Origin of the sequence: Streptomyces sp. NBC_01264, from assembly GCF_026340675.1 — a bacterium.
Taxonomy (GTDB): domain Bacteria; phylum Actinomycetota; class Actinomycetes; order Streptomycetales; family Streptomycetaceae; genus Streptomyces.
In genome coordinates, this window is the sequence record NZ_JAPEOX010000002.1 from 1,083,637 (window position 1) to 1,106,006 (window position 22,370).

Genomic DNA, 22,370 nt, shown 5'->3' on the forward strand with positions numbered 1-22,370 from the left:
TCCCGCTGCTCCGCCGTCCGGGTGAACGGCTCAGGCCCGGGCCAGCGCGTCGGTGACGAAACGCGCGGCGCGGTCCAGGGCCGCGTCGGCCTCGTCCAGCATGCCCTCGAAGACCTGGAAGACGTGGGGGACGTCGGCGGTGACGTCGAGCTGGACGCCGACCCCGGCCGCGGCCGCCCGGACGGCGAACCGGGTGGAGTCGTCCAGCAGGACCTCGTTGGATCCGGCCTGGAGGAGCAGCGGGGGCAGCCCGGTCAGGTCGGCGTGCAGGGCCGGGCTCAGCAGCGGCTGCGCGGGGTCCTGCCCGGCCAGGTAGTGGCCGAAGACGACGGCCAGTTCCGCGCGGGTGAAGAGCGGGTCGGCGTCGTGCTTCGTGGTCATGGACTCGCCCGAGAGGGTGGCGTCCAGGCCCGGCGAGAAGGCGACCGCGGCGGCCGGCATCGGCAGGCCGGCCTCGCGGGCGGCCAGCAGGGTGGTGACGGCGATTCCGCCGCCGGCGGAGTCCCCGGCCAGGACGATCCCCTCGGCCGCGGCGCCCTGCTCCAGCAGGTCGCGGTAGGCGGCGAGCCCGTCCTCGACGGCCGCGGGGAAGGGGTGCTCCGGGGCGAGCCGGTAGTCCACCGAGACGGCGCGGACCCCGGTCCGGCGCACCAGTGCGGCGGTGAGCCGCAGGGCGGTGTCGGGCGAGCCGGCGACCCAGGCCCCGCCGTGGAAGTAGAGGATCGTCCCGGTGGCGGCGTCACCCTCGGGCTCGACGGTCAGGGCGGGGAGCCCGCCGAGGACGGAGGGGGTGACGGCCACCCCGGCCGGAGCCGGGCCCGCGGTCATCTGGGCCTCGAAGTCCTTGCGCAGCCGCTCCGGCGGGAGGCTGCCGTCGAAGGGGGCCTGCCGCATCAGGGTGTCGACGGCCGTGCGCTGTGCCGTGCTCATGGGATCCTCCAGTGGAAGCGATGTTCTTCACCAGGAACTACATTCCTAGGAATATCATTCCCGAGAATCTGGAGCACGGCATGACCGACCCGGCGCAGGTGTTCATGGACCTCGTCCGCTACGAGACCAGGCTCTACAACGCGCTGGGCGAACGGCTGCGCGCGGAGCACGGCGTGACGATGGGCCAGTTCGAGTTCCTGCGCATCATCGACGGCCGGGAGGGCTGCCGGGTCAACGACCTGGCCGAGGAGGCAGCCATCACCGTCGGGGCGACCAGCAAGGGGGTGGACCGGCTGGAGGCCCTCGGCTGGGTGGTCCGGCGACCCCATCCCGCCAACCGCCGCTCGTCCCTGCTGGAGCTGACCCCCGAAGGCCGCGAACGGCTGGCCGCCGCCACGCCCACGTTCGAGGACGGCCTGCGTTCCTGGCTCACCGGGCCGCTGACGGCCGGCTCGCTGGAGGGGTTCGCCGCCACCCTCGCCCTGCTGCGCGGCACGCTGCAGGACGCCTCGGCGGGCACGCCCGCCGGCTAGCCGGCAAGGGAAACGGCCCGGGCCGGCCGCGGGGAGCGCGGCCGGCCCGGGCCGGATGCCGGGATCAGACGAGGTCGAACCGGTCCAGCTTCATCACCTTGTCCCAGGCGGCGACGAAGTCCTTGACGAACTTCTCCGTGGCGTCGTCGCTCGCGTAGACCTCCGCGAGCGCGCGCAGCTCGGAGTTCGAGCCGAAGACCAGGTCGACCCGGCTGCCGGTCCACTTGACCTTGCCCGTGGCGTCGTCGCGGGCCTCGAAGGTGTTCGCGTCCTCGGAGGTCGGCTTCCAGGTCGTCCCCAGGTCGAGCAGGTTGACGAAGAAGTCGTTGGTGAGCGACCCGGGGGTCGCGGTGAGGACGCCGAGCGGCGACTGCTGGTGGTTCGCCCCGAGCACCCGCAGGCCGCCCACCAGGACGGTCATCTCGGGGGCGCTGAGGTTCAGCAGGTTCGCCTTGTCGAGCAGCAGGTACTCGGCCGGCAGGCGGTTGCCCTTGCCGAGGTAGTTGCGGAACCCGTCGGCGAGGGGCTCCAGTGCGGCGAAGGACTCCACGTCGGTCTGCTCCTGCGAGGCGTCCACGCGGCCCGGAGCGAACGGCACCCGGATCTCGACGCCGGCGTCCTTGGCGGCCTGCTCGACGCCCGCACCGCCCGCGAGGACGATCAGGTCGGCCAGCGAGATCTCCTTGCCGCCGCTCTGCGCCGAGTTGAAGGAACCCCGGATCCCTTCCAGGGTGCGCAGCACGGTGGCGAGCTCGTCGGGGTTGTTCACCTCCCACCCGCTCTGCGGCTGCAGGCGGATGCGCGCACCGTTGGCGCCGCCGCGCTTGTCGCTGCCGCGGAAGGAGGAGGCCGCGGCCCAGGCGGTGGAGACGAGCTGGGACACCGAGAGGTCCGAGGCGAGGACCTTGGCCTTCAGGGCGGCCACGTCCGCGTCGTCGACGAGCGAGTGGGTCAGCGCGGGGAGCGGGTCCTGCCACAGCAGGACCTCGGAGGGGACCTCCGGGCCGAGGTAGCGGACGATCGGGCCCATGTCGCGGTGGGTGAGCTTGTACCAGGCGCGGGCGAAGGCGTCCGCGAACTCGGCCGGGTTCTCGTGGAAGCGCCGCGAGATCTGCTCGTAGGCCGGGTCGATGCGCAGCGAGAGGTCGGTCGTGAGCATCGTCGGGGCGTGCGTCTTCGACGGGTCGTGCGCATCGGGTACGGTGCCCGCCCCCGCGCCGCCCTTCGGCCGCCACTGGTGGGCTCCGGCGGGGCTCTTGAACAGCTCCCACTCGTAGCCGAAGAGGATGTCGAAGAAGGTGTTGTCCCAGGTGATCGGGGTGTTCGTCCAGATCCCCTCCAGACCGCTGGTGATGGCGTCGCCGCCCTTGCCGGTACCGAAGGAGTTGGCCCAGCCCAGGCCCTGCGCCTCGATCGGGGCGGCCTCGGGGTCGTCGCCGACGCTCTCCGCCGGACCCGCGCCGTGGGTCTTGCCGAAGGTGTGGCCGCCCGCGATCAGGGCGACGGTCTCCTCGTCGTTCATCGCCATCCGGCGGAACGTCTCGCGGATGTCGCGCGCCGCGGCGAGCGGGTCCGGGGTGCCGTTCGGGCCTTCCGGGTTGACGTAGATGAGGCCCATCTGGACGGCGCCGAGAGGGTTCTCCAGCTCGCGGTCGCCGGTGTAGCGCTCGTCGTCGAGCCAGGTGCTCTCGGGACCCCAGTAGACGTCCTCGTCCGGCTCCCAGACGTCGGCGCGGCCACCGGCGAAGCCGAAGGTCTCGAAGCCCATCGTCTCCAGGGCGACGTTGCCGGTGAGGATCATGAGGTCGGCCCAGGAGAGGCTCTGGCCGTACTTCTTCTTCACCGGCCACAGCAGGCGGCGCGCCTTGTCGAGGTTGCCGTTGTCCGGCCAGCTGTTGAGGGGGGCGAACCGCTGCTGGCCGGCTCCGGCGCCGCCGCGGCCGTCGCTGATCCGGTAGGTGCCGGCGCTGTGCCACGCCATACGGATCATGAACGGGCCGTAGTGGCCGAAGTCGGCGGGCCACCAGTCCTGCGAGCTGGTCAGCACCTCGGCGATGTCGCGCTTGACCGCGGGGAGGTCGAGCGTGCCGAACGCCGCGGCGTAGTCGAATTCCTCGCCGAGGGGGTTGGCCACGGCGGGGTTCTTGGCGAGGATCTTCAGGTTGAGCCGATCCGGCCACCACTGGCGGTTTCCGCCGCCCTGGGTCGGGTGCGGGGCCCGCTCGTGCGCGACCGGGCAGCCACCGCCGCCCTCCGCCTTCGCGTCGGTGACGATTGCGTCATGGTTCTCAGACATGGGAATCCTTCCGGACCGGACCGGGGGTCACGGTGATCAGGAACTGCATGCGATGGAACATTTTTGGGGCACGGGACCCGGTGGCGGGCCCCGGTTTCACGGTCGTCCTGACACCGGGACGCTCACCGTCGCGGACGGTCTCACGTCCAGTCTCGCGCTGCTCCGGACCGTTCCTGTCCCTTGGCTATCAACACAACCGATCCTACGATGGACGCAATCCAAGTCAAGAACGACACCAAGCCCGCATCCAGTCGGATCCCGGACCGTAGGCGGTAAATTCCGGGGGCGTCCCGCCGACCTGCCCCGCCCCCTGTCGAATGTGACCCCTCCGAATCCGAAAGAGTGGTGGCCGATATGAGTGACCTGCTGGAGCGGCTGCGCGAGCGCGGCTGGCGGATGACCTCCCAGCGGCGTGTCGTCGCGGAGGTGCTCGACGGTGACCACGTGCACCTCACGGCCGACGAGGTGCACGCCCGCGCCGTGGAGCGGCTGCCCGAGATCTCCCGGGCCACCGTGTACAACGCCCTGGGCGAGCTGGTCTCCCTCGGCGAGGTCATGGAGGTCACCACCGACGGCCGGGCCAAACGCTACGACCCCAACGCGCACCACCCGCACCAGCACCTGGTGTGCTCCGGCTGCGGCCTGATCCGCGACGTCCACCCCACCGGCGACCCGCTGGCCGGCCTCCCGACCGAGGACCGGTTCGGTTTCACGGTGTCCGGGGTCGAGGTCACCTACCGGGGGCTCTGCGCCTCCTGCGCGTGAGACGGCCCGGGCCCGCCGCACGGAGCGGCGGGCCCGGCCCGAATTCGCCCGTACGGGACCTCGCCCGCGGTGCCCGAGGTGGACGCGGGTCCGGCCCGGAGGCCCACCCGGACACCCTCCGGCCGGACACCGTCCGGCCCGGCGTCAGCCCAATTGGATGTCGGAATCCGGCTGGGCGACCTTGAACAGCGCGCGGGCGATCACCGCGGCGTCCTCGTCCGTGAGGTGCGCGGAGAAGTGCTTCTGGATGCTGCGCATGTAGACCGGGGCCGTCGCCCGGTGGGCCTCGGCCCCCGCCGGGGTGATCACGGCCCAGGAGGCCCGTTTGTCGTGCGGGTCGGGCAGCTTGTCCACGAGGCCGGCGCGCACCATCTCGTCGATCAGGCGGCTGACCCGGGTGCGGCTGAGCACCACCCGGTTGGCCACCTCCTGCATGCGTAGCCCGTGCTCCCCGGCCGCCTTGAGTTCGAGCAGTACGTCGTACCACGTCAAGGGGATCCGGCCGTCGCGCTGCACGTCGCTCTCGATGGCGCGTACGGCGGCGTTGTGCGCGAGGAGCATCGCCCGCCACGCCTCGAGTCGATCATCCCGTTCGGTCACGTCGCGATCCTACTCCCATTGCGTGCGCCCGCACACACTTGCTAAGGTGCGTGCGTACGCACTTATTGCTCCTTGATTTTCGGAGGCTGGCACATGGCGGTTCAGAACCTCTCCCGCGACGAGGTCAAGCAGAAGCTCGACAGCGGCAAGGCCGCGGTCGTCGAGGCCCTGCCCGAGCAGTACTACAAGGAGGCGCACCTGCCGGGAGCGCTGCTCCTGCCCGTCGACGACGTCGACACGCTGGCCCCCGGCCTGCTGCCCGACAAGGACGCCGAGGTCATCGTCTACTGCACCGGTACGACCTGCTCCAACTCGGGAATCGCGGCCGAGCGGCTCGCGGAGCTCGGCTACTCGAAGGTCTTCACCTACAAGGACGGCAAGGAGGACTGGATCGGGGGCGGGCTCCCGACCGAGTCCGGCGTCTGAGCGGTACACCCCCACACGAGCAGGAGGAACGGGCGATGACCAGGAGCGCGACATCCCCGACCCGCACCGTGGACGGGGTCGAACTCCCGGCCGTGGGTGACTGGAAGGTCGACCCGGGACACGCCGAGGTCGGATTCCTCGGCCGGCACTTCATGCTCACGAAGGTGCGCGGCCGGTTCACCGGCGTCGACGCCACCGTCTACATCGGCGAGCGGCCCGAGGACAGCAAGGTCACCGCGGTGATCGACATGGCCAGTGTCAACAGCGGGGACACGGCCCGGGACGACCACCTGCGGTCCGCCGAGTTCTTCGACGTGGCCGAGCACCCCCGGGCGACGTTCACCTCGACGTCGGTGAGCTGGAACGGTACGAGCGGCACGCTCGCCAGCGATCTCACGATCAAGGGGTTCACCCGTCGCGTCGAGCTCGACGTCGACTACCTGGGCCACGCCAAGGACCCGTGGGGCAACGACCGCACGGTGTTCTCGGCCCGCGGCAGGATCAACCGCGAGGACTGGGGCCTGACCTGGAACATGGCCCTGGAGACCGGCGGGTTCCTGGTCTCCAAGGAGATCGAGCTCTCGCTGGAGATCGAGGCGGTCAGGGAGGTCTGACGTCCCGCACGTCGACCCGATGGTCCCGGTACGGCCACCGCCGTACCGGGACCGCCCCTGCCCGCGGCGGCGTCCCGGCCAGGGCTCCCGGTCAGGGCTCCCGGTCAGGCCTCCAGGACCCGCCGCACTACCTCGCCGAGCGCCCCCCGGATCCGCCCGGGGGTGAACTCGGCTCTGCGCAAAGCCTGCTGGAGGTCCGCGTCGACCATGGCGAGCAGCAGGTGCGAGGTGCCCTGGGCGTCCAGCTCCGGGCGCGCCTCGGCCAGCAGGACGGACAGGTGGCGCTGCCACAGGCAGTAGGAGGCGATCCGGTACCGGACGCCGGGCGCGGTGGTCTCGGAGAGCCGCACCAGCTCCAGGTTCGCGTCGAGCAGGTCCAGGTACGTGTCGAAGAAGGCGGTGATCCGCGTGCTCGCGTCGGCTCCGGGCCCCAGGGGCGGCGGCCCGAACAGCATCCTGCTCTGGAGCTCGCTCTCCTGGGTGTCGAGCAGGGCCACGGCGAGCCCGGACTTGCTTCCGAACCGGCGGAACAGCGTTCCCTTGCCCACGCCCGCGCGTGACGCGATGGCGTCGAGGGACACGTTCGCGACGCCGTGCTCCCCGAAGAGTTCGGCGGCGACCGCCAGGATGCGGTCACGGTTCCGTGCCGCGTCCGCCCGCTCGCGGACCGGCTTCCGGATGAGCTCGGTCACCTAACCCCCAACTGCCCTTCTTCGCCGTTCGTTTGCTTGCCCGCGTGAACACGATGTGTCAGGGTCGTCGCCGAAACGGACCGCAGTCCGCTTACGGGGGACCACCATGACACAGCTCAAGGGCCGCCGCACTGCGTTCCCTTCAGGAGCCGGCCGCCCACGGCAGATTTCGGCCGGCCCGACCGCCGGCTGATCCCGCCCACCGCGAGCACAGTGAGTGCGCCCGAGCGCGCACCACTCCCCCTGGCACGCACGCCCTCGACCGGAGGAAGCATGACCACGCACCCCAGCCCGACCAGCCCGGACCACCAGCTCCTCGACCTGACCCAGCACGAGATCCAGGCGCTGCGCACCAGGTTCAACCTCGCCGACGCCCACACCCACCAGCAGCAGTCGGACAGCCAGCGTCAGATCGTCGCCCGGCTGCCCGAGCTCTGGTACGAGGCGGAGCGCGGACTGCAGGCGACGGCCGAGGAGCGCTTCGTCGAGGCCTTCTTCACCCTGCACCGCCAGGACACCGCCCTGGCCAAGAACAAGACCCTGCTGTCGTACGCCGCCTCGATCTCGACGATGGTCGCCGGCATGTACCTCAAGCAGCAGCGCAAGTCGGTCACGCTGGTGGAGCCCTGCTTCGACAACCTCTACGACGTCCTGAACAACATGGGCGTACCGATGTACCCGATCGAGGAGTCGGCGCTCCACGACCCGGACCGGATCTACTCCGAGCTCAAGCGCCTGGTCCGCACCGACGCCCTGTTCCTCGTCGACCCGAGCAACCCCACCGGCTTCACGCTGCTCCAGCACGGCCGCAAGGGCTTCGAAGAGGTGATCCGCTTCTGCAAGGACCACAACAAGCTGCTGGTCATCGACTTCTGCTTCGCCTCGTTCACGCTCTACGACGAGAAGCTCGCCCGCTTCGACATCTACGAGCTGCTCGAAGGCTCCGGCATCTCCTACCTGGCCATCGAGGACACGGGCAAGACCTGGCCCGTCCAGGACGCCAAGGCAGCCATGATCACGGCCAGCGACGACATCCGCGAGGACGTCTACAACCTGCACACCAGCGTGCTGCTCAACGTCTCGCCCTTCGTGCTCACCATGCTGACCCAGTACGTCCAGGACTCCACCCGCGATCAGCTCGGCTCCGTCCGCGAGGTGCTCACCACCAACCGCGAGGCGATACGCAAGGCGATCGACGGCACGATCCTGGAGTACCAGGAGCCCGTCGCCGGAGTGAGCGTCGCCTGGGCGCGCATCGCCCACCCGGAGCTGACCGCGACCGAACTGCAGCGGCTCCTGGCCGAGGCCGAGGTGTACGTCCTGCCCGGCCGGTTCTTCTACTGGAGCCAGCCGGACCGCGGCGAGGCCTTCGTCCGGTTCGCCCTCGCCCGCGATCCGCAGGTGTTCTCCGACGCCATGGCCCGGATGCGCGAGGTGCTCGACCGCCATGCCGTCTGACACGACCGCCCCCTACGAGTACTCCGACGAGTACGCCGATGCCGCGCTCTTCCTCGGCATGAACAGCGAGGACGAGGACGTACGCCGTGCTTGCAAGGCCTTCTTCGTGGAACGGCTCGACGGCCGGATCGTCATGAGCCTGGAGCAGGTGGGCCGCTGCGACGACATCATCTGGGGCTTCTCCCGCGAACTCCAGGACACCTACTACCCGTTCATGGACAACCTGCACACCGTGATGGACATCCACCGGCTCGGCTACGAGGAGGCCGACGTCCTGCGCGCCTCCGACCCGGAGCTGCCCCGGTCCCTGCCGGTGCACGAGCGGCTGCTCCTCGGCATGGTCGAGGGCCGCAAGGGGCTGCTGCACACGGCAAGTCCGCGCCTCACGGCCACGACCGGCCTCGCGCTGCGCGCCGTGGCCGGCGCCGACGGGCCGGAAGCCGTCTTCCCCGAGCCGCTGGAAGGCCTCTACCAGCAGTCCCTCGCCCTGCGCGTGCCGGCCGAAGCCCTGTGACGGAGGACCGATGATCACCGGAACGACCACCGCGCTCGTCACCCCGGTCGACGCGGCGGGAGAGATCGACGAGAAGAGCATGGCCCGCCTGATCGCCTCCGTACGGCCCTACGCGGACGCCCTGTTGCCGGCGCTGAGCACCGGCGAGGGGGGCTCCCTGTCGGACCGGCAGTGGCGGGACACGCTGACCGCCGCCGTCCGGTACGCCGACGGCTTACCGGTCCTCGCCGGCATCCTGCGGCCCACCACGGCCGGGGCCCTCGCCCTCGCCCATAGCGCGGGCGGACTCGGCGCCGCCGCGGTCGTGGTCACCACCCCGTACGGGGCGGACGTGACCCAGGAGGAGATGTACCGCCACTTCGAGACCGTGGCCGGGGCCGGACTGCCCGTGATCGTCTACCACGAGTCGGCCGTGTCCGGGAACGGCCTCGCACTCGACACCCTGCTCCGCGTCTGCGCGCTGCCGGGGGTGGCCGGGGTCAAGGACTCCGCCGGGGAGCCCGGGTTCACCCGCGCGCTGATCGCCGCCGGCCCGGGCGTGCCCGTGGTCCAGGGGCTCGAACACCTGCTGCTGGACTCCGGACCCGTCGACGGCTGGATCGTCGCCCTGGGCAACGTCGAACCGGAGCTCTGCCAGGCCCTGTTGACCGACCGCGGCGAGGAGCGGGCGGCGCAGTTGCGCTCCGCGTACGCACGGTACGGCCTGGACCGCGACGACTGGTACCGCTCCCTGAAGACCGAACTGCTGCGGCGCGCCGTGATCGAGACCGACCGGGAGGTCCCGTGCTGAACGTGACACCGAAGCCCGAAGACAGCGCACAAAGGCGGCTGTTCCTCCACAACCGCACCCTGCAGAGCTCCGCGGTCCTCACCCGGATCGAGGAGCTGGAGGCGGACTGGATCGAGCCCCTCGTCGGGGACCTGGCCGACCGCACCTCCCCGCTCGCCGGCCGCGCCGAATGGAAGGAACGCCTCGACGGACTACTGGTCCTGGAACGCGAGGGCAGCCCGGCCGGCAGCTATCTCGCCGAGAAGGCCACCCGGGAGCAGTTCGCCCACATGGTAAGGGAGTTCGCGCTCGACGGACTGACCGAGGCGCAGAACTTCTTCCCGGCGGTGCCCCGGCTGCCGATCCGCGCGCAGATGGCCGTGATGCGGGTGCTCATCGACGAGTTCGGCTGCGGCAACCTCCAGCAGACCCACTCCAAGCTCTACCTCGACCTGCTCGCCGAACTGGGTCTCCCCCAGGAGCTGGAGAGCTTCCTCGACACCACCGCCGACGAGACGTACGCGTTCCTCAACGTCTTCTACTGGCTCACCCAGCGCGCCGCGGACGTCGAGTACTTCCTCGGCGCCCTCGCCTACCTGGAGGCGAGCATCCCCGACGCCTTCACGGTGCAGGCCCGCGCCTGCGCCCGGCTCGGGATCGAGCAGGGCAGGTACTACACCGAGCACCTGCACATCGACACCTTCCACCTGCGGGAGATGCAGACCGCGATCAAGGAGTACGAAGCGGCGCGCGGACTCGACGCGACGAAGCTCTGGATCGGGGCGCAGCTGCTGTCCGGGCTGATCGGGGCCGCCTTCGACGCCGCCGTCGAGCGCGCGCGGGAGGTGGCATGAGCGACGCCGTGCTGGAAGAGCTGCCGGGCGACCGGGTACGGGTCCGCGTCGCGGGCCGGGAGTTCGTGATCGACGCCGCCTGTACGCACCGGCTCGGCCGGCTCGTGCACGGTCAGGTCAATCCGCGCACCCTGCGCATCACGTGCCCGCTGCACGGCACCGGCTTCGACCTCGCCACCGGCTGCCCGGCCGCCGGCCCGGCCGCGGAGCCGCTGAAGGTCCACCACACGGGCGTGCTCGGCCAGGTGTACGAGCAGCAGGACCTCTGGCTGCCGGCCTCCGCGCGGCTCCTCGAATGGGACGACGGCTTCCACGACCTGATGCTGGGCGACCGGCTGCGCATGGCCGCGTACAAGGCGGCGATCACCGAGGCCGTGCGGCCCGGCGCCACCGTACTGGACCTGGGCACCAGTACGGGCATCCTGGCCCAGTGGGCACTGGAGGCGGGGGCGGCCCGGGTCTACGGCATCGACCTCAACGAGAAGATCCTGCGGACCGCGACGCGCAGGCTCACCGAAGCCGGGTTCGGGAGCCGTTTCCATCCGTTGCGCGGGTTCTCCTTCGACATCGAGCTGCCCGAGCGGGTGGACCTGATCATCTCCGAGATCATGGGCAACCTCGCCGACAACGAGAACTGCGTCGCGATCCTCGACGACGCCCGCAGCCGCTTCCTGCGGCCGGGCGGCGCGATGCTTCCGGTGGCCGTGGAGAGCTATCTCGTACCGGTCACCGCGGAGGCGGCGCACGGCGCGGTGCGCGACGGGAGGCCGCAGGACGCCGGGAGCCCGGCCGAGTTCGCCGAGCTGCTGAAGGGGCGCGGGGCACGGGACGCCTTCGACCTCTACTACGACGCGATCATCCCGGTGGGCGGCCAGCTCTCGGCGCCGCGGCTCCTGCGCCGGTACGCCTTCGAGGGGACGCACGGCGCTCAGGAGACCTCGTTCGAGGTTCCGCTCGTGTACACCGTCCAGCGGGCGGGGCTGTTCACCGGCTTCAAGGGCTACTTCGTGGCGACCCTCTCGGACACGGTGGCCCTGGACATCTCCGGTGACGACGTCGCGGCGCACGATCCGCGGGCCCGTACGACCTCGGACAGCTGGAAGCACGCCTACCTGCCGGTCCGCGACGCCGTGCCGGTGCGGCCGGGCGACCGGATCGCGCTCACCTTCTCCAGACGGCACCCGGCCGGCATCGGATCCGGATCCTTCGGACAGGTCTACGGCTGGGAGGGCTCGGTCGTCTCCGGGGACGTCACCGTGGCCCGGTTCTCGCACAGCACCCGGCCCGACCAGGAAGGCTGAAGCCCGTGACCACGACGACCCCGGCGAACGCAGCGGCCACGACCGGCACGACGGGCAGCCCGCTCACGGACCCGCGGCTGCCCGCGACGCCCGGCACGATCAGCGTCTACACCGATCTGAACTGCTCCTTCGCCCACGTGGCTGTGCACCGGCTGCACGAGACCCGGCGCGAGCTGGGTCTGGAGGGACGGATCCGGTTCGACTTCCGGGCCTTCCCCCTGGAGCTGTTCAACCGGGAGGTCAACGCCCGCCCCGGAGTCGACTCCGAGATCTCGGTGCTCGGCGCGCTCGAACCGGAGGCCGGCTGGCGCCTGTGGCAGGGGCCCGACTGGACCTACCCGGTCACCACCCTGCCCGCGCTCGAAGCGGTGCACGCGGCCAAGTCCCAGTCCATGGAGGCCAGTGAGCGGCTCGACCGCGCCCTGCGCCGGGCCTTCTGGGCGGAGGGCCGCTGCATCTCGATGCGCCACGTCATCCTGGACGTGGCCGCCGCGACGGGCGCCGTGCAGGTGGACGAGCTCGCGCACGCCCTCGACACGGGCTCGGCGCGAGCGGCCGTGACGGCCCAGTACGAGTCGGCGCGCGAGGGCCGGGTCAACTGCAGCCCGCACGTGTTCCTCCACGACGGCACCGACATGGCCAACCCCGGCATCGAGGCGCGCTGGGTGAACAGCGACTTCGGGGAGGGGTTCCCCGTGATCGACCGGGACCGCCCGGAGGTGTACGCGGAACTCCTCGCGCACGCAGCCCGGTTGCTCTGAGCCTCGCCCCGGGGCCGGGCCCGTCCGTACGACGGGCCCGGCTGTTCTTCAGACGTGGCCCTTCATCAGACGCGGTCGGCCGCGATCAGGACGTACTGGAAGGAGCCGTCCTTGTAGGACTCGATGAACGCCTCCTCGATGCCGGTGACCAGCGAGGACGTGGCCCTCAGCTCCCAGTAGGGCAGGGTCGCGGGGGTCAGGTCGATGACGGCCTGCGGTACGAGGCGGTTGTCCGCCATGGCCTTCAGGTACTCCCGGCGGGAGTGGATGTTGCACTCGAAGTGGGCGTTGATCTGGGAGACCCACTTCGAGGGCTGGCCGTACCGCGGGTTCCAGCAGCCGGTGATGGTCACGTACCGGCCGCCGACCTTCAGGACGCGGGAGTGCTCGGCGAACAGGTCGTCCAGGTCGACGTACATGCTCGACTCGTTGTTCCAGGACGCCGTGGCCTGGCCGGTCTCGAAGGGCGTGCCGAGCATGTTGCAGACACGGGCCCGGACGTGGTCGTCGATCCCGAGGTCGCGGGCGCGCTGGTTGGCGAAGTCGGCCTGCTTCGCCGAGAGGGTGACGCCCTCGACCTTGGAGCCGAAGCGCTGGTGGGCCATCACCATCGAGCCGCCGCGGCCGCAGCCGGCGTCCACGAGCGTGTCCTCGCGGCCGATGGGACCGAGGTGGTCCAGGAGGAGTTCGGCCTGCGCCGACTCCAGCCGGTGCAGTTCGGCGACCAGCCTCTTCTCGTACGCGCTGTCGGCCGTGTCGCCGAGGGCGGCGTGGTCGACGTCCCCGATGCCGTAGTGGTGGTGGTAGAGGCCGTCCACGTCGCCGAGGCGCAGGTTCACGGGCCTGGCCTCGTTGTTCCAGTAGCGGGCGATGTCCCCCTGGTAGGGGGTCGCCGGCCCGGGAATGATCACGGTGCCGGGGGTGGTGCCGTTGGCGCCGGTGGTCACGTCAATGCTGGTCACGAATAGGTCCGTCCTTACCAGAAGTCGGGCAGGCTGTAGCGATAGGTATTGGTCTGGTGCCAGTAGTGGTTGCCGTCGACCCATACGGCGACTCCCCGCAGGAAGCGCAGCACGCTCGGGACGGGGCAGGCCGCGGCCAGGGCGGCGGCCTCCGCTTCGAAGGCGTGCATGAGGTCGTTGTGGACCTCGACCGCCTTCAGATAGCCCTCCTTGTCGGAGGCCCCCTCCCGGTCGGCGATCACCACGGGAAGGTTCATGTGCCGCCCCGGGGCGGCCAGTTCCTTGGTGTAGGAGTAGAGGTCGTTGACGATGGTGGTGGCGTTGCCGGCGAGTGCGATGACCCGCTGCATGGCCGCCTGGGCATGTAGATCGGCCGGGAGCTCGTACCCCCCGACGGTGTCGGTGATGGTGGGGCAGGGGCGGAAGTTGTTGAACTGCCGCATGGCCAGGTACTCCCACACCTCGGGGACGTACTCCGTCTGGCTCCAGGCCGCCTCGGCGAGGTACCCCAGGTGCAGCCGGGCCATGTCGTGCCGGTAGCGGTCCGCCTGCGAGGGGCTGGCCTGGCGGAGGAAGTACTCCATGGCTGAGCGGTAGGCGCGTCGGGGCGCGTCCGACCCGAGCGACTCCGCCCACGCGGGCTCGTACTCCTTCGTCGTGTGGAGGGGGTCGATCGCGGTGTGCGCCAGCAGGAGCCGTCCGCCGAGGCCGATGGGCGAGCCGCCGTGGTCCTCGCAGTAGCAGTCGTCCACCGCGTTCTCGGCGACCATCAGCCGGGTGGCGACCATCAGGTGCTCGATGGTGGGGGCGTCGGGGTGGCAGGCCACCATGTAGCGCCCGACGTGGAAGCCGTCGAACTGGTTCTCCCAGGCGTCGGGGAACAGATCGACCTCCTCCACCGCCCAGGCCTTGATCCGGCGGCTGGCCTCCTCCACCCGCACCGGGTCGGGCTCGGGCACGGGGTGGAAGTAGAGGCCCGGGATCGGGTTTCCGGCCGCGGGGGCCGCCGGCTCCGGAGCCGGCGCGGGGGGTGCTTCCCGGCGGGCCGGGTGCAGGCCCTCCGTGCCCAGTCCGCTGGGTCCGCCCAGGAGCCGTCGCAGGGCGGCGCTCGGGGCGGGCGGAGCGGGCGGCTGCGACGGGACGGGCAGGGTGGGCAGGCCTCCCGATGCGGGGACCTTGACGCTGCCGAGGACGTGGGCCCCGAACTGGGCAGCGGCGCCGGGCAGGCTCGACTGCAGAGGGGAAGGCCCGGGCTCGGGCATCCGTGACTCCTTGGTGAGGTGGGTGTTCTGTCCCGGATCCCGGGCGCGCTCGGCCGGCCCGGGAGGGTCCGGGCTGTCGTCGTACGGGTCCGCCGGCCGGTCAGTCGCTGCGGCGGGCGATCTGGACGTTCTCCAGGACGCCGAGGGCGTCGGGCACCAGGATCGCGGCGGAGTAGTAGGTGGTGACCAGGTAGGAGATGATCGACTTCTCGTCGATGCCCATGAAACGGACCGACAGGCCCGGCTCGTACTCCTCCGGCAGGCCGGTCTGGCGCAGTCCGATGACGCCCTGGTTGTCCTCGCCGGTACGCATGGCGAGGATGGAGCTGGTGTTCTCCTTGGTGATGGGGATCTTGTTGCAGGGCAGGATCGGGACCCCGCGCCAGGCCGGGACCTGCTGTCCGCCCACGTCCACGTGGTCCGGGTAGAGGCCGCGGGCGTTCATCTCACGGCCGATCGCCGCGATCGTGCGGGGGTGGGCGAGGAAGAGCTTGGTGCCGCGGCGGCGGCAGAGCAGCTCGTCCATGTCGTCCGGGGTGGGCGGGCCGGAGTGGGTCTGGATCCGCTGCTTGAAGGCGGCGTTGTGGAGCAGGCCGAACTCCCGGTTGTTCACCAGCTCGTGTTCCTGGCGTTCGCGCAACGCCTCGATGGTGAGCCGGAGTTGCTCCTCGGTCTGGTTCATCGGCCCGTTGTAGAGGTCGGCGACCCTCGTGTGCACCCGCAGGACGGTCTGGGCGATGGAGAGTTCGTACTCGCGCGGCTTCGATTCGTAGTCGACGAAGGTGCCGGGCAGTTCAGCCTCACCGATGTGGCCGGCCGACATCGCGATCTCGGCCTCGCCGTGCTTGTTCTGCCGCTGCAGGGGCAGCGAGCTGAACCGCTGGATGTGCTCCTGGAGGTGCGGCGCCCCGGACACGATGCCGCCGAAGTCGGCGCGGGAGAGCGTGAGCAGGGTGCCGGGGGTCTCGGCGGTGGCCGTGTAGTCCCACCGGGCGTCGGAGTCCAGCAGGGCGTTCTCGCCGAACCGGTCGCCGTCGGCGAGCACCGCGACGGAGATCTCGTCGCCGTACTTGCCCGCGGAGGTCTGGCTGATCCGGCCGTGGGCGATCAAGTGGATCTGCTCGGCGGGGGCGCCCCGCTCGACCAGCACCTCGCCGGCCCGGAAATCGCGCTGGACGCACCGGCCGGCGATCGCCGTCAGCACTTCCTCGTCGTCGAAGCCGCGCAGCAGGGCGAGTTCGCCGAGTTCGCGCGGGATCACCTGGACACGGGCACCGTCCTGGACGAACTCGATGCTCCCGTCGCCGACGGTGTAGCTCAGCCGGCGGTTCACCCGGTAGGCGCCGCCCTTGGTCTCCACCCAGGGCAGCATCCTCAGCAGCCAGCGGGAGGTGATCTCCTGCATCTGCGGGGCGGACTTGGTCGTGGTGGCAAGGTTGCGGGCGGCCGACGTGCCCAGGCTGGACTGCTTGGGCGGATCCAGCTGTGCTTCCGGGCTGGTGTCAACGGTCATCGGTCGGGCTCTCCTTTATCAGCGGGGAAAGAAGGGCGAACGTCTGCGCGTCCGTCCAGATCCCGGGGAACCGTAACGGCGGAGATCCCGGGCCCACCGTGAAAAAACGTTGCCGTTGCTTCGTTCCAGTGATCCTTCACCTCGGAGGGTTTGATCGGCGGACCAACGATTTCCAGCCGGGCCGCGCGGCCCCGCCGACCGCGGGTGATCCGTCGGGTCAGGCGTACATGTCCTTCTCGTCGTACGAGGGCCCGTAGTAGCGCTCCAGCTCCTCCAGGGACTCGTGCGTGCGCTCCAGGCTCTTGGAGATCCGCGCCCGGGACGGGGCGGCTTCCGGGTTCCAGGTCTCCGGCTTCCACAGGGCGGAGCGCACGAAGGCCCTGGAGCAATGGAAATAGGCCTGCTCGACCTCCACGAGGAGGGCCAGGGCCGGGCGGTGCCCCTTGACGGTCAGGTCGTCGAAGAAGGGAGCGTCGCGCAGCAGCCGGGCCCGGCCGTTGATGCGCAGGGAGTCTCCGCGGCCCGGAATGAGGAAGAGCAGACCGACGTGGGGGTTGGTGAGGATGTTGCGGTAGCTGTCCGCACGGCGGTTTCCGGGGCGGTCCGGGATCACGAGGGTGGTGTCGTCCAGGACCTTGGCGAAGCCGGCCGGGTCGCCCTTGGGCGAGACGTCGCAGCTGCCGTCGGCGGCGGAGGTGGAGATCAGGCAGAGCGGGGAACGTGCGAGCCACTCCACGTGGTGCTCGTGGAGGGTCCGCCGCTCCTTGCCCAGGGCAACCGCGGTCGGCTCGCCGAGGAGCTCGCGCAGTTCCCCCTCGGTGGTGATCTCCTCGTACGCCCCTGTGTCCGCAGCCATTGCCCCGCCCCCGCATCCGTGTCCGCGGCCATACCCGCCGCCCCACCGCGACTATGCCACTGGTTTCGCGTACGAAGGAGGACCCCTCCCGAGCGGCGGTCTTCATTGAATCGTCCTAATGGGTGCTTGACCGATCAACCTTCGGCACGTAACTTCGACCGCACCAACTCGTGAGCCACTGGAAGGGGGCGAAGCCGGATGTCCACCATCTCCGCACCGCTTCGCCTCACCCACCAGACCGCTTGGGCTCCGGGTCGAGTCGCACACGGCTGCTGAAGCGGCCCTTCCCCGGCGTGCCCTTCGCGCGGCCCCGGGGGTTTTTCGTTCCACCGTCTCCTCACCACCCCTGTCATCTCTCACGGCACTTCGTTGCGTGCCGAATCGTCGCGCTCCCGGTTTGTCGAGCTGCGACCACTGAACGAGAAAGCTCCTGCACATGGCGACTAGGACAGCCCGATCGACCGCGCCCCGAAACGAGGACGCACCGTGGTAGCGGCGCGCATCACCGTCAACGGCAAGGAAACACCGATCGCTCCGGCCGCGGCCCACACCACGGTGCTGGACTTCCTGCGCGACCGCGGCCTCACCGGCACCAAGGAGGGCTGCGCCGAGGGTGAATGCGGCGCCTGTTCGGTGCTCGTGGCCCGGCCCGGGGTGAACAAGCCCACCGACTGGGTGGCGGTCAACGCCTGCCTGGTTCCGGCCCTGGCGCTCGACGGCCAGGAGGTCATCACCTCCGAGGGCCTCGCCACCGTCGACGAATCCGGCGCGGCCACGGCGCTGCACCCCGTACAGGAGGAGATGGCCGTCCGCGGCGGCTCCCAATGCGGTTACTGCACACCGGGGTTCATCTGCAGCATGGCCTCCGAGTACTACCGGCCGGACCGCTGCGCCCACGGGGACACGGCTCACGACGCCGCATCCGACGCCGACGCCGACGCCGAGGACGGTCCGAACGGCTTCGATCTGCACGCGCTGAGCGGGAACCTCTGCCGCTGCACCGGCTACCGCCCCATCCGCGACGCGGCGTTCGCCGTCGGCTCGCCCGCCGAGGACGACGTCCTGGCGCAGCGTCGCGAGCAGGCCCCGCCCGAGGCCGCCGCCACCGAATACACCCGGGACGACAGCGCGTTCCTGCGCCCCGGCACCCTCGCGGAGACGGTGCGGCTGCTGCGCGAGCGGCCCGGGGCCGTGGTGGTGGCCGGCAGCACCGACTGGGGCGTGGAAGTGAACATCCGCTCCCGCCGGGCGGATTGCGTGATCGCCGTCGACCGGCTGCCCGAACTGCGGGAGCTGCGCGTCGAATCGGATCACATCGAGATCGGCGCGGCGCAGACGCTCACCGAGATCGAACGCCGCCTCGACGGCAGCGTCCCGCTCCTGGCGGAGCTGTTCCCGCAGTTCGCGTCCCGGCTCATCCGCAACAGTGCGACCCTCGGCGGCAACCTCGGTACCGGCTCCCCCATCGGTGACAGTCCGCCGGTGCTGCTCGCGCTGGAGGCCTCGCTGCTGCTGGCCGGCCCCGACGGAGAGCGCGAGGTCCCCCTGGCCGAGTACTTCACCGGCTACCGGCAGAGCGTGCGCCGTCCCGGGGAACTGATCCGCGCGGTGCGCGTCCCGCTGCCGCTGTCGCCCGTCACGGCCTTCCACAAGATCGCCAAGCGGCGCTTCGACGACATCTCCAGCGTGGCGGTCGCCTTCGCCCTCGACATCGAGGACGGGATCGTCCGCAAGGCGCGCATCGGCCTGGGCGGCGTGGCCGCCACCCCGATCCGCGCCCTCACCACCGAGGCCGCCCTGGAGGGCAGGGCCTGGACGGCGGAGACCGTCGAGGCCGCGGCCCGGATCCTGCGGGCCGAGGGCACCCCGATGGACGACCACCGTGCCAGCGCCCTCTACCGCTCCGCGATGCTCGGCCAGAGCCTGAACAAGCTGTACGCGCAAACCACCGAGGCGGTGTCGTCATGAGCCAGTTGTCCGAGCGTCCCGAAAAGCCCGTCGTCGGTCTGTCGATGCCGCACGAGAGTGCCAACCTGCACGTCACCGGAGCGGCGCTCTACACCGACGACCTGGTCCACCGTACGAAGGACGTCCTGCACGCCTACCCGGTCCAGGTCATGAAGGCCCACGGCAGGATCACGGCGCTGCGCACCGAGCCCGCGCTCGCCGTGCCGGGCGTGGTCCGCGTACTGACCGGGGCCGACGTGCCCGGCGTCAACGACGCCGGGATGAAGCACGACGAACCGCTGTTCCCCGACACGGTCATGTTCCACGGCCACGCGGTCGCCTGGGTCCTGGGCGAGACCGTGGAGGCGGCCCGGCTCGGTGCGGCGGCCGTCGAGGTGGAGCTCGACGAACTGCCCTCCGTGATCACCCTGCGGGAGGCGATCGAGACCGGGAGCTTCCACGGCGCCCGGCCGCTGATGGTGACCGGAGACGTGGACGCCGGTTTCGAGGACTCCGCGCACGTGTTCACCGGGGAGTTCCAGTTCTCCGACCAGGAGCACTTCTACCTCGAGACGCACGCGGCGCTCGCCCTCCTGGACGAGAACGGGCAGATGTTCGTCCAGAGCAGCACCCAGCACCCGTCGGAGACCCAGGAGATCGTCGCCCACGTACTCGGCCTGCACAGCCACGAGGTGACCGTGCAGTGCCTGCGGATGGGCGGCGGCTTCGGCGGCAAGGAGATGCAGCCGCACGGGTTCGCGGCCGTCGCCGCGCTCGGCGCCAAGCTCACCGGCCGGCCGGTCCGGGTACGGCTCAACCGGACCCAGGACCTGACCATGTCCGGCAAGCGCCACGGGTTCCACGCCACGTGGCGGATCGGCTTCGACGCCGAGGGCCGCATCCAGGCCCTGGACGCCACGCTGACCGCCGACGGCGGCTGGAGCCTGGACCTGTCCGAGCCCGTGGTGGCCCGCGCGCTGTGCCACATCGACAACACCTACTGGATCCCCAACGCGCGCGTCGCCGGCCGGATCGCCAAGACCAACAAGGTCTCCAACACGGCCTTCCGCGGTTTCGGCGGACCCCAGGGCATGCTGGTGATCGAGGACATCATGGGCCGGTGCGCGCCGCTGCTCGGCCTGGATCCGATGGAGCTGCGCGAGCGCAATTTCTACCGGCAGGGCCAGTCGACGCCGTACGGTCAGCCGGTCCCCCACCCCGAGCGGATCTCCCTCATCTGGCAGCAGGTCCGGGAGGACGCCGCCCTGGCCGAGCGGGGGCGCGAGATCGCGGCCTTCAACGCCGCGCACCCGAACACCAAGCGGGCGCTCGCGATGACCGGGATCAAGTTCGGCATCTCCTTCAACCTCACCGCCTTCAACCAGGCCGGTGCGCTGGTCCTGGTCTACAAGGACGGCTCCGTCCTGATCAACCACGGCGGCACCGAGATGGGCCAGGGCCTGCACACCAAGATGCTGCAGGTGGCGGCCACCACGCTCGGCATCCCGCTGCACAAGGTGCGCCTCGCCCCGACGCGCACCGACAAGGTGCCCAACACCTCCGCCACCGCCGCCAGTGCGGGCGCGGACCTCAACGGCGCCGCGGTGAAGAACGCCTGCGAGCAGATCCGCGAGCGGCTGCTCCAGGTGGCCGGCACGCAGCTGGGTACGAACGCCTCGGACGTGCGCATCGTCGAGGGCGTCGCGCGCGCCCTGGGCGTCGACAAGGAACTGGCCTGGGACGACCTGGTGCGCACCGCGTACTTCCAGCGGGTCCAGCTCTCGGCGGCCGGCTTCTACCGGACCGAGGGCCTGCACTGGGACGCGAAGGCGTTCCACGGCTCGCCGTTCAAGTACTTCTCCTACGGGGCCGCCGCGACCGAGGTGGAAGTGGACGGCTTCACCGGCGCGTACCGGATCCGGCGGGTGGACATCGTCCACGATGTCGGCGACAGCCTCTCGCCGATGATCGACATCGGTCAGGTCGAGGGCGGTTTCGTCCAGGGCGCGGGCTGGCTGACGCTGGAGGACATGCGCTGGGACTCCGGCGACGGCCCGCACCGCGGCCGTCTGCTGACCCAGGCGGCCAGCACCTACAAGCTGCCGAGCTTCTCGGAGATGCCCGAGGAGTTCAACGTCAGGCTGATGGAGAACGCCACGGAGGAGGGCGCGGTCTACGGGTCCAAGGCGGTCGGTGAGCCCCCGCTGATGCTGGCCTTCTCGGTGCGCGAGGCCCTGCGGCAGGCGGCCGCGGAGTTCGGGCCGGCCGGAAGCAGCGTGGAGCTCGCCTCGCCGGCCACACCGGAGGCGGTGTACTGGGCGATCGAGGGAGCCCGCCGGGGCGGGTCGGCGTCCGAGGGCGGCGCGGCCCTCCCCGATACCGAAGCCGGTGCGGGTGCCGGTTCCGAAGCCGATGCAAGCGCTTTGAGCAATGTCTGACATGAGCTGGGTCGCCGCGGTCGCGCGGTTGCGGGCACGCCGGGAACCCGGCGTGCTCGTCACCGTCGCGACCGTGCGCGGCCACGCGCCCCGGCGGGCCGGTGCCAAGCTCGTCGTGGGACGGACCGAGACCTGGGGGTCGATCGGCGGCGGCAACATCGAGGCCGTCGCCATCGACCGGGCGCGCGAGCTGAGCGGCGCGGCCGATCCGGAGCCGGAGCTGATGGAGTTCGCCCTGAACGACAAGGTCACCGGCCCGCACGGCGTGCAGTGCTGCGGCGGAGCCGTCACCGTGCTGCTCGAACCGCTGCCGGTGGTCCAGGCGGTGGCCGTCTTCGGTGTCGGGCACGTCGGGCTGGAGCTGGCGCGCATCCTGGCCCGCCAGGACCTGGACCTGCACCTGGTCGACAGCCGCCCCGACATGCTCACCGGGGAACGGCTCGGTGTGCTCGGCGACGCGGTGGCGCAGGTCCACGTGCACCACACCCCGCTGCTACCGGAGACGGTGCTCGGGGAGCTGCCGCCCGGCACCCACGTCCTGATCATGACGCACGATCACGCCGAGGACGCCGCACTGTGCGACGCCGCCCTGCGCACCGACGGTCTCGGCTCGATCGGTCTGATCGGCTCCTCCGCGAAGTGGGCGCGGTTCCGCCATCGCCTGGCCACCGAGGGCGGTCATGACGCCGGCACCATCGACCGGATCACTACCCCGATCGGGCTGACCGAGATCACGGGCAAGGAGCCCGCCACGATCGCGGTGAGCGTCGCGGCGGACCTGCTCCGCACCTTCGAACGGGACCGCCACTGGGCGGTCCCGAACACCATCGCCGAAGTGGCGTACCCGACGGTCGCCGGCGGCGCGTGAGTCCTCGCGGG

Annotated in this window: 21 protein-coding genes; 13 read left to right on the forward strand and 8 right to left on the reverse strand. The window is 70.8% G+C overall.

The genetic code is table 11. The features are described 5' to 3' along the window. Window positions 1–30: 30 nt before the first annotated feature. Window positions 31–930 (reverse strand): alpha/beta hydrolase, encoded by a 900-nt coding sequence (locus OG435_RS37850; protein WP_266884145.1) that lies wholly within the window; start codon window positions 928–930, stop codon window positions 31–33. Window positions 931–1,010: 80 nt separating this feature from the next. Here OG435_RS37850 and OG435_RS37855 point away from each other — a divergent pair, with 80 nt between their 5' ends. After that, window positions 1,011–1,463 carry a MarR family winged helix-turn-helix transcriptional regulator gene (locus tag OG435_RS37855; protein ID WP_266884147.1) on the forward strand — a complete coding sequence of 151 codons (453 nt, stop codon included), beginning with the start codon at window positions 1,011–1,013 and terminating at the stop codon, window positions 1,461–1,463. Window positions 1,464–1,527: 64 nt separating this feature from the next. Here OG435_RS37855 and katG read toward each other — a convergent pair whose 3' ends face one another. After that, complete coding sequence (gene katG / locus OG435_RS37860) at window positions 1,528–3,759, reverse strand: catalase/peroxidase HPI (protein WP_266884149.1); 2,232 nt, start codon at window positions 3,757–3,759, stop codon at window positions 1,528–1,530. Between the two features lie 354 nt (window positions 3,760–4,113). Here katG and OG435_RS37865 point away from each other — a divergent pair, with 354 nt between their 5' ends. Further along, window positions 4,114–4,524 (forward strand): Fur family transcriptional regulator, encoded by a 411-nt coding sequence (locus OG435_RS37865; RefSeq protein ID WP_266884151.1) that lies wholly within the window; start codon window positions 4,114–4,116, stop codon window positions 4,522–4,524. Between the two features lie 144 nt (window positions 4,525–4,668). On the opposite strand, the gene OG435_RS37870 is transcribed toward OG435_RS37865, so the two are convergent. After that, on the reverse strand, window positions 4,669–5,124 hold the full coding sequence (locus OG435_RS37870) for a MarR family winged helix-turn-helix transcriptional regulator (RefSeq protein ID WP_266884153.1): 456 nt from the start codon (window positions 5,122–5,124) through the stop codon (window positions 4,669–4,671). 93 nt (window positions 5,125–5,217) lie between these two features. Between OG435_RS37870 and OG435_RS37875 the strand changes: the two genes are divergently transcribed. Both OG435_RS37875 and OG435_RS37880 read left to right on the forward strand, forming a co-directional pair. Continuing rightward, the gene (locus OG435_RS37875) at window positions 5,218–5,550 is read left to right on the forward strand and encodes a rhodanese-like domain-containing protein (protein ID WP_250738296.1); all 333 of its coding nucleotides are present in this window, start codon (window positions 5,218–5,220) and stop codon (window positions 5,548–5,550) included. Window positions 5,551–5,585: 35 nt separating this feature from the next. Beyond that, on the forward strand, window positions 5,586–6,164 hold the full coding sequence (locus OG435_RS37880) for a YceI family protein (protein ID WP_266884156.1): 579 nt from the start codon (window positions 5,586–5,588) through the stop codon (window positions 6,162–6,164). Between the two features lie 104 nt (window positions 6,165–6,268). On the opposite strand, the gene OG435_RS37885 is transcribed toward OG435_RS37880, so the two are convergent. After that, window positions 6,269–6,856 carry a TetR/AcrR family transcriptional regulator gene (locus OG435_RS37885; RefSeq protein ID WP_266884158.1) on the reverse strand — a complete coding sequence of 196 codons (588 nt, stop codon included), beginning with the start codon at window positions 6,854–6,856 and terminating at the stop codon, window positions 6,269–6,271. A 273-nt stretch (window positions 6,857–7,129) separates the two neighbouring features. Between OG435_RS37885 and OG435_RS37890 the strand changes: the two genes are divergently transcribed. Genes OG435_RS37890 through OG435_RS37915 form a run of 6 tightly spaced genes read left to right on the forward strand, consistent with a single transcriptional unit; the run spans window position 7,130 to window position 12,513 of the window. Beyond that, on the forward strand, window positions 7,130–8,314 hold the full coding sequence (locus tag OG435_RS37890; protein ID WP_266884160.1) for an aminotransferase class I/II-fold pyridoxal phosphate-dependent enzyme: 1,185 nt from the start codon (window positions 7,130–7,132) through the stop codon (window positions 8,312–8,314). Next, window positions 8,304–8,828, forward strand: coding sequence for a DUF6190 family protein (locus tag OG435_RS37895; protein ID WP_266884162.1), 525 nt, complete (start codon window positions 8,304–8,306; stop codon window positions 8,826–8,828). The genes OG435_RS37890 and OG435_RS37895 overlap by 11 nt, the downstream gene beginning before the upstream one ends. A 10-nt stretch (window positions 8,829–8,838) precedes the next feature. Next, complete coding sequence (locus OG435_RS37900; RefSeq protein ID WP_266884164.1) at window positions 8,839–9,618, forward strand: dihydrodipicolinate synthase family protein; 780 nt, start codon at window positions 8,839–8,841, stop codon at window positions 9,616–9,618. Further along, window positions 9,612–10,451 carry an iron-containing redox enzyme family protein gene (locus OG435_RS37905; RefSeq protein ID WP_266884166.1) on the forward strand — a complete coding sequence of 280 codons (840 nt, stop codon included), beginning with the start codon at window positions 9,612–9,614 and terminating at the stop codon, window positions 10,449–10,451. The genes OG435_RS37900 and OG435_RS37905 overlap by 7 nt, the downstream gene beginning before the upstream one ends. Next, window positions 10,448–11,752, forward strand: coding sequence for a methyltransferase domain-containing protein (locus OG435_RS37910; protein WP_266884168.1), 1,305 nt, complete (start codon window positions 10,448–10,450; stop codon window positions 11,750–11,752). The genes OG435_RS37905 and OG435_RS37910 overlap by 4 nt, the downstream gene beginning before the upstream one ends. Before the next feature lie 5 nt (window positions 11,753–11,757). Beyond that, complete coding sequence (locus OG435_RS37915; protein WP_266884170.1) at window positions 11,758–12,513, forward strand: DsbA family oxidoreductase; 756 nt, start codon at window positions 11,758–11,760, stop codon at window positions 12,511–12,513. Between the two features lie 65 nt (window positions 12,514–12,578). Here the strand turns inward: OG435_RS37915 and OG435_RS37920 are convergent, their stop codons facing one another. From OG435_RS37920 to OG435_RS37935, 4 genes are all read right to left on the reverse strand, one after another. After that, entirely contained in the window at window positions 12,579–13,475 is an 897-nt protein-coding gene (locus OG435_RS37920) for a geranyl diphosphate 2-C-methyltransferase (RefSeq protein ID WP_266884172.1), read from the reverse strand. A gap of 14 nt (window positions 13,476–13,489) precedes the next feature. Beyond that, entirely contained in the window at window positions 13,490–14,737 is a 1,248-nt protein-coding gene (locus OG435_RS37925; protein ID WP_266884174.1) for a family 2 encapsulin nanocompartment cargo protein terpene cyclase, read from the reverse strand. Window positions 14,738–14,837: 100 nt separating this feature from the next. Continuing rightward, window positions 14,838–16,250 carry a family 2B encapsulin nanocompartment shell protein gene (locus OG435_RS37930; protein WP_266884176.1) on the reverse strand — a complete coding sequence of 471 codons (1,413 nt, stop codon included), beginning with the start codon at window positions 16,248–16,250 and terminating at the stop codon, window positions 14,838–14,840. Between the two features lie 217 nt (window positions 16,251–16,467). Continuing rightward, on the reverse strand, window positions 16,468–17,106 hold the full coding sequence (locus OG435_RS37935; RefSeq protein WP_266884178.1) for a pyridoxamine 5'-phosphate oxidase family protein: 639 nt from the start codon (window positions 17,104–17,106) through the stop codon (window positions 16,468–16,470). A gap of 486 nt (window positions 17,107–17,592) precedes the next feature. Between OG435_RS37935 and OG435_RS37940 the strand changes: the two genes are divergently transcribed. Genes OG435_RS37940 through xdhC form a run of 3 tightly spaced genes read left to right on the forward strand, consistent with a single transcriptional unit; the run spans window position 17,593 to window position 22,359 of the window. After that, a complete protein-coding gene (locus OG435_RS37940) occupies window positions 17,593–19,074 on the forward strand; it encodes a xanthine dehydrogenase small subunit (RefSeq protein ID WP_266884180.1) in 1,482 nt (493 codons plus the stop codon). Beyond that, window positions 19,071–21,491 (forward strand): xanthine dehydrogenase molybdopterin binding subunit, encoded by a 2,421-nt coding sequence (gene xdhB, locus OG435_RS37945; RefSeq protein WP_266884182.1) that lies wholly within the window; start codon window positions 19,071–19,073, stop codon window positions 21,489–21,491. Before OG435_RS37940 ends, xdhB begins: the two co-directional genes overlap by 4 nt. A 1-nt stretch (window position 21,492) precedes the next feature. Continuing rightward, window positions 21,493–22,359 carry a xanthine dehydrogenase accessory protein XdhC gene (xdhC, locus tag OG435_RS37950; protein ID WP_266884185.1) on the forward strand — a complete coding sequence of 289 codons (867 nt, stop codon included), beginning with the start codon at window positions 21,493–21,495 and terminating at the stop codon, window positions 22,357–22,359. Window positions 22,360–22,370 lie beyond the last annotated feature (11 nt).

Excerpts from the sequence above, each read along its gene's own strand:
- OG435_RS37850 (WP_266884145.1), bottom strand. The coding sequence starts at position 930 with ATGAGCACGGCACAGCGCACGGCCGTCGACACCCTGATGCGGCAGGCC.
- OG435_RS37855 (WP_266884147.1), top strand. The coding sequence starts at position 1,011 with ATGACCGACCCGGCGCAGGTGTTCATGGACCTCGTCCGCTACGAGACC.
- katG (WP_266884149.1), bottom strand. The coding sequence starts at position 3,759 with ATGTCTGAGAACCATGACGCAATCGTCACCGACGCGAAGGCGGAGGGC.
- OG435_RS37865 (WP_266884151.1), top strand. The coding sequence starts at position 4,114 with ATGAGTGACCTGCTGGAGCGGCTGCGCGAGCGCGGCTGGCGGATGACC.
- OG435_RS37875 (WP_250738296.1), top strand. The coding sequence starts at position 5,218 with ATGGCGGTTCAGAACCTCTCCCGCGACGAGGTCAAGCAGAAGCTCGAC.
- OG435_RS37880 (WP_266884156.1), top strand. The coding sequence starts at position 5,586 with ATGACCAGGAGCGCGACATCCCCGACCCGCACCGTGGACGGGGTCGAA.
- OG435_RS37890 (WP_266884160.1), top strand. The coding sequence starts at position 7,130 with ATGACCACGCACCCCAGCCCGACCAGCCCGGACCACCAGCTCCTCGAC.
- OG435_RS37895 (WP_266884162.1), top strand. The coding sequence starts at position 8,304 with ATGCCGTCTGACACGACCGCCCCCTACGAGTACTCCGACGAGTACGCC.
- OG435_RS37900 (WP_266884164.1), top strand. The coding sequence starts at position 8,839 with ATGATCACCGGAACGACCACCGCGCTCGTCACCCCGGTCGACGCGGCG.
- OG435_RS37910 (WP_266884168.1), top strand. The coding sequence starts at position 10,448 with ATGAGCGACGCCGTGCTGGAAGAGCTGCCGGGCGACCGGGTACGGGTC.
- OG435_RS37925 (WP_266884174.1), bottom strand. The coding sequence starts at position 14,737 with ATGCCCGAGCCCGGGCCTTCCCCTCTGCAGTCGAGCCTGCCCGGCGCC.
- OG435_RS37930 (WP_266884176.1), bottom strand. The coding sequence starts at position 16,250 with ATGACCGTTGACACCAGCCCGGAAGCACAGCTGGATCCGCCCAAGCAG.
- OG435_RS37935 (WP_266884178.1), bottom strand. The coding sequence starts at position 17,106 with ATGGCTGCGGACACAGGGGCGTACGAGGAGATCACCACCGAGGGGGAA.
- xdhB (WP_266884182.1), top strand. The coding sequence starts at position 19,071 with ATGAGCCAGTTGTCCGAGCGTCCCGAAAAGCCCGTCGTCGGTCTGTCG.
- xdhC (WP_266884185.1), top strand. The coding sequence starts at position 21,493 with ATGAGCTGGGTCGCCGCGGTCGCGCGGTTGCGGGCACGCCGGGAACCC.